Origin of the sequence: Pseudomonas sp. NPDC086278 (assembly GCF_050280905.1) — a bacterium.
GTDB lineage: Bacteria > Pseudomonadota > Gammaproteobacteria > Pseudomonadales > Pseudomonadaceae > Aquipseudomonas.
In genome coordinates this window covers 1-4,864 of sequence record NZ_JBNNWE010000176.1, presented here as the reverse complement: position 1 = coordinate 4,864, position 4,864 = coordinate 1, and the positions used below count along the sequence as shown (strand labels likewise).

Genomic DNA, 4,864 nt, shown 5'->3' with positions numbered 1-4,864 from the left:
GATCATGTGGTCGCGATACGGGAACTGCATGACCGACGTGGTAATCGAGGCATCGCTGCCAGGGTCGGCATCTTGGCAACCAGGCGGATCGCGGAGATCTCGCGATGCTGCGGGTTATTGATGTCGAGGGAGTCGTGGTAGAAGGCCGAGAGGGCGCCGACTACGCCGCACATGACGGCCATCGGGTGGGCGTCGCGACGGAAGCCGTTGAAGAAGGTCTTCAGCTGCTCGTGAACCATGGTGTGGTTCTTCACGGTGCTGACGAACTGGGCCTTCTGTTCTGCCGTCGGCAATTCGCCGTTGAGCAGCAGATAGCAGGTTTCCAGGTAGTCCGACTTTTCAGCCAGCTGTTCGATCGGGTAGCCGCGGTGCAGCAGAATGCCGTTGTCGCCGTCGATATAGGTGATTTTCGACTCGCAGGACGCGGTCGACATGAAACCAGGGTCAAAGGTGAAACGGCCCGTGGCCGTCAGGCCCCGAACGTCGATAACATCGGGACCAACGGTGCCGGTTAAAATGGGCAGCTCGACGGGGGCTGCGCCCTCGATGATCAACTGCGCTTTTTTGTCAGCCATGTGGCCTCCTATTTATGCTTGAAATCATCAGACAGACCCCCCACGCAGGGCCCGCACCACTATAGTGAGATAAATTCGAATGTCAATTTGCCTAAAGTCTTGCTCCAGAAGGCTTTAACCGTACTTTTTCCTCGAAATTGACTGCCATTTACGCCTTTTATCCAACTTGTGCAATGCGCTATTAGGGGAAGGTGTACGCGTTGTCATTAGTAGCCTAACTGTCTATACTCGGCCTCCGACCGCCAGGGGCTTTTGGGCCTGCTTTATTGGGGGTCGCACTCCCTGGGTGGTGGGTACCTGACCAGTGCACTCCCCAACAACTTTGCCCTGATTGTTAGGGGCTCTTCAGTGTGAAAAAAAGCCGTGAATAGCCAACGACCTGTAAACCTAGACCTAAGGACCATCAAACTCCCAGTCACTGCTTACACGTCCATTCTTCACCGAATCTCCGGAGTCATCCTCTTTGTCAGCCTGGCCATCATGCTTTACGCATTGGACAAGTCGCTGAGCTCTGAAGAAGGTTTCGGCCAGGTGAAAGCGTGTCTGACCAGTCCGCTAGCCAAGCTAGTGATTTGGGGCATCCTGTCCGCCTTGCTGTATCACCTGGTTGCCGGTGTGCGCCATTTGATCATGGACATGGGCATCGGCGAGTCGCTTGAAGGCGGCAAACTGGGCTCGAAAATCGTTATCGCCGTTTCCGTGGTGGTAATCGTTCTGGCAGGAGTCTGGATATGGTAACTAACGTCACGAACCTGTCGCGTTCGGGCCTCTATGACTGGATGGCACAACGTGTGTCGGCGGTCGTTCTCGCGGCTTACTTCATTTTCCTGATCGGATACGTCGTCGCCCATCCCGGCCTCGGCTACGCCCAATGGCATGAACTGTTCGCAAGCAACTGGATGCGTATTTTCAGTCTCCTGGCCCTCGTTGCCCTCGGCGCTCACGCCTGGGTCGGCATGTGGACCATCGCGACCGACTACCTGACGCCAATGGCGTTCGGCAAGTCCGCGACTGCAGTACGTTTCCTCTTCCAGGCGGTATGCGGTGTCGCGATGTTCGCGTACTTCGTCTGGGGTGTGCAGATTCTTTGGGGTATCTGATTCATGTCTACTACAGTTAATACGCTTTCGTTCGACGCCATTATCATTGGCGGCGGCGGTGCTGGCATGCGCGCTGCGCTGCAGCTGGCACAAGGTGGTCACAAGACTGCCGTGGTCACCAAGGTGTTCCCGACCCGTTCGCACACTGTATCCGCCCAGGGTGGCATCACCTGCGCCATCGCCTCGGCAGACCCGAACGATGACTGGCGCTGGCACATGTACGACACCGTCAAGGGTTCCGACTACATCGGCGACCAGGACGCTATCGAATACATGTGTTCCGTAGGCCCGGAAGCGGTCTTCGAGCTCGAGCACATGGGCTTGCCGTTCTCCCGTACCGAACAGGGCCGCATCTATCAGCGTCCGTTCGGCGGTCAGTCGAAAGACTTTGGTAAAGGTGGCCAGGCTGCACGTACGTGCGCCGCTGCCGACCGTACCGGTCACGCGCTGTTGCACACCCTGTATCAAGCAAACCTGAAGGCCGGCACGGTATTTCTCAACGAATACTACGGCGTTGACCTGGTGAAGAACGAAGACGGCGCCTTTGTCGGCATGATCGTCATCTGCATCGAAACCGGCGAAACCTCCTACGTTCGTGCCAACGCCACTGTATTGGCGACTGGCGGCGCCGGCCGTATCTACTCGTCCACCACCAATGCCCTGATCAACACCGGTGACGGCGTCGGCATGGCTCTGCGTGCTGGCGTGCCGGTACAAGACATTGAGATGTGGCAGTTCCACCCGACCGGTATCGCCGGCGCCGGTGTGCTGGTTACCGAAGGTTGCCGCGGTGAAGGCGGTTACCTGATCAACAAGCACGGCGAGCGTTTCATGGAGCGTTATGCTCCGAACGCCAAAGACCTGGCGGGTCGTGACGTAGTTGCTCGCTCGATGGTTAAAGAAATCATCGCCGGCAATGGTTGCGGTCCGGATGGCGACCACGTAATGCTGAAACTCGATCACCTCGGTGAAGAAGTTCTGCACAGCCGTCTGCCAGGCATCATGGAACTGTCCAAGACCTTCGCCCACGTCGATCCAGCCGTGGCGCCGATTCCGGTCGTTCCAACCTGCCACTACATGATGGGCGGCGTTGCCACCAACATTCATGGTCAGGCAATCACTCAGGACGCCGAAGGCGTTGACCAGATCATCCCTGGCCTGTTCGCTGTAGGCGAAGTGGCTTGCGTGTCGGTTCACGGTGCCAACCGCCTGGGCGGCAACTCGTTGCTCGACCTGGTGGTATTCGGTCGTGCCGCCGGCCTGTTCCTGGAACAGACCCTGAAAGAAGGCGTCGACTACGCTCGCCCTCGCCAGTCCGACATCGACGCTGCCCTGGCACGTCTCGATGGCCTGAACTCGCGTACCGAAGGTGAAGACGTCGCCACCCTGCGCAAAGAACTGCAAAGCTGCATGCAGAATTACTTCGGTGTATTCCGTACCGGCGAATACATGCAGAAGGGTATTGCTCAGCTGGCTGATCTACGTGGCCGTATCGCCAACGTCAAGATCAACGACAAGAGCCAGGCGTTCAACACCGCTCGTATCGAAGCGCTGGAACTGCAGAACCTGCTGGAAGTGGCCGAAGCCACTGCCATCGCTGCAGAGATCCGCAAAGAGTCCCGCGGCGCTCACGCCCGTGAAGACTACGAAGATCGCGACGACGAAAACTGGCTGTGCCACACCCTGTACTTCCCGGGTGACAAGCGCGTGACCAAGCGCGCCGTGAACTTCTCGCCGAAGACTGTTCCGACTTTTGAACCTAAGATTCGGACTTATTAAGGGTGGCCGCCATGTTGCAAGTCAGTGTTTATCGCTACAACCCTGATCAGGACGCTGCGCCGTTCATGCAGGAATTCCAGGTCGATACCGGTGGTAAAGACCTGATGGTGCTGGACGTGCTGGCCCTGATCAAAGAGCAGGACGAGGGTTTCTCCTATCGTCGCTCTTGCCGTGAAGGTGTTTGCGGTTCCGACGGCATGAACATCAACGGCAAAAACGGTCTGGCGTGCGTTACGCCGCTGTCCGCTGTCGTAAAAGGTAACAAGTTGATCGTTCGTCCGCTGCCAGGTTTGCCGGTCATCCGTGACCTGGTCGTCGATATGAGCATCTTCTACAAGCAATACGAGAAGGTTAAGCCATTCCTGCAGAACGACACGCCGGCTCCGGCCATCGAACGTCTGCAGACCCCGGAAGAGCGTGAAAAGCTTGATGGTCTGTACGAGTGCATCCTGTGCGCTTGCTGCTCGACTTCCTGCCCGTCCTTCTGGTGGAACCCGGACAAGTTCCTGGGTCCAGCTGCTCTGCTGCAAGCGTATCGCTTCCTGGCAGACAGCCGTGACACCAAGACTGCCGAGCGTCTGGCTTCGCTGGATGACCCGTTCAGCGTATTCCGCTGCCGCGGGATCATGAACTGCGTCAACGTCTGTCCGAAAGGCCTGAACCCGACTAAGGCCATCGGTCACGTACGTAACATGCTGCTGCAAAGCGGCGTGTGATTCAGCTGTAATCCGGCTGTTGTAAATGCAGTACCGCTGTACCGAAGATGCTACGGCGCAGGCTTCAACCGGCGCCGTAGTTTTAACCTGAGCAGCAGCTTACAAGGCTGCGGCTCTTATTTTGAAGAAATGAGACAAGCAGGGGCATCCGGGCTGGTACCCGGACTATCAGCGTGATCCTAAGTGGCTTGTTTTGGTCGCTGCATTCGGACTTCTGCAAGTTTGCTCGGTGTCGACGCCGGTGGTGTTCCCCTAACCGAGGGTGACCAAGCATGCAAGAAAGCGTGATGCAGCGCATGTGGAACAGCGCCTACCTGTCCGGTAGTAACGCTGCCTATGTGGAAGAGCTCTACGAGCTCTACCTGCACGACCCTAACGCTGTGCCAGAAGAGTGGCGCACCTACTTTCAGAAGTTGCCGGCTGACGGCAACACTGCCACCGATGTTTCGCACTCCACAATTCGCGATCATTTCGTCTTGCTGGCAAAGAACCAGCGCCGCGCCCAACCGGTTTCCGCCGGCAGCGTGAGCAGTGAGCACGAGAAGAAGCAAGTTGAAGTGCTGCGATTGATCCAGGCCTACCGTATGCGTGGCCACCAGCAGTCACCATTTTCGGCCCGGACTTTCCATTCGCGTTCGACGACTGGATCGAACACCCGGCTGGCCTGGGCAGCATTCCCGAGCACAATCATGGC

Annotated in this window: 5 protein-coding genes and 1 pseudogene; 5 read left to right on the top strand and 1 reads right to left on the bottom strand. The window is 57.5% G+C overall.

What is annotated here, in order from left to right; all coding sequences use genetic code 11:
- Nucleotides 1-50: 50 nt before the first annotated feature.
- Nucleotides 51-575: pseudogene (locus ACQKP4_RS28355) on the bottom strand (citrate/2-methylcitrate synthase); the annotation flags it as partial.
- A gap of 363 nt (nt 576-938) precedes the next feature.
- Here ACQKP4_RS28355 and sdhC point away from each other — a divergent pair.
- From sdhC to ACQKP4_RS28330, 5 genes are all read left to right on the top strand, one after another.
- Entirely contained in the window at nt 939-1,313 is a 375-nt protein-coding gene (gene sdhC, locus ACQKP4_RS28350; protein WP_027922413.1) for a succinate dehydrogenase, cytochrome b556 subunit, read from the top strand.
- A complete protein-coding gene (gene sdhD, locus ACQKP4_RS28345) occupies nt 1,307-1,675 on the top strand; it encodes a succinate dehydrogenase, hydrophobic membrane anchor protein (RefSeq protein WP_427637351.1) in 369 nt (122 codons plus the stop codon). The genes sdhC and sdhD overlap by 7 nt, the downstream gene beginning before the upstream one ends.
- A gap of 3 nt (nt 1,676-1,678) precedes the next feature.
- Entirely contained in the window at nt 1,679-3,454 is a 1,776-nt protein-coding gene (sdhA, locus tag ACQKP4_RS28340) for a succinate dehydrogenase flavoprotein subunit (RefSeq protein ID WP_007945135.1), read from the top strand.
- Between the two features lie 11 nt (nt 3,455-3,465).
- On the top strand, nt 3,466-4,170 hold the full coding sequence (locus ACQKP4_RS28335; RefSeq protein WP_427637349.1) for a succinate dehydrogenase iron-sulfur subunit: 705 nt from the start codon (nt 3,466-3,468) through the stop codon (nt 4,168-4,170).
- 272 nt (nt 4,171-4,442) lie between these two features.
- Nucleotides 4,443-4,864: 2-oxoglutarate dehydrogenase E1 subunit family protein (locus tag ACQKP4_RS28330; protein ID WP_427637348.1), on the top strand; the 422-nt coding region annotated here is incomplete at its 3' end.

What these genes read in the sequence shown, in the direction of transcription:
- sdhD (WP_427637351.1), top strand. Translation starts at nt 1,307, where the DNA reads ATGGTAACTAACGTCACGAACCTGTCGCGTTCGGGCCTCTATGACTGG.
- sdhA (WP_007945135.1), top strand. Translation starts at nt 1,679, where the DNA reads ATGTCTACTACAGTTAATACGCTTTCGTTCGACGCCATTATCATTGGC.
- ACQKP4_RS28335 (WP_427637349.1), top strand. Translation starts at nt 3,466, where the DNA reads ATGTTGCAAGTCAGTGTTTATCGCTACAACCCTGATCAGGACGCTGCG.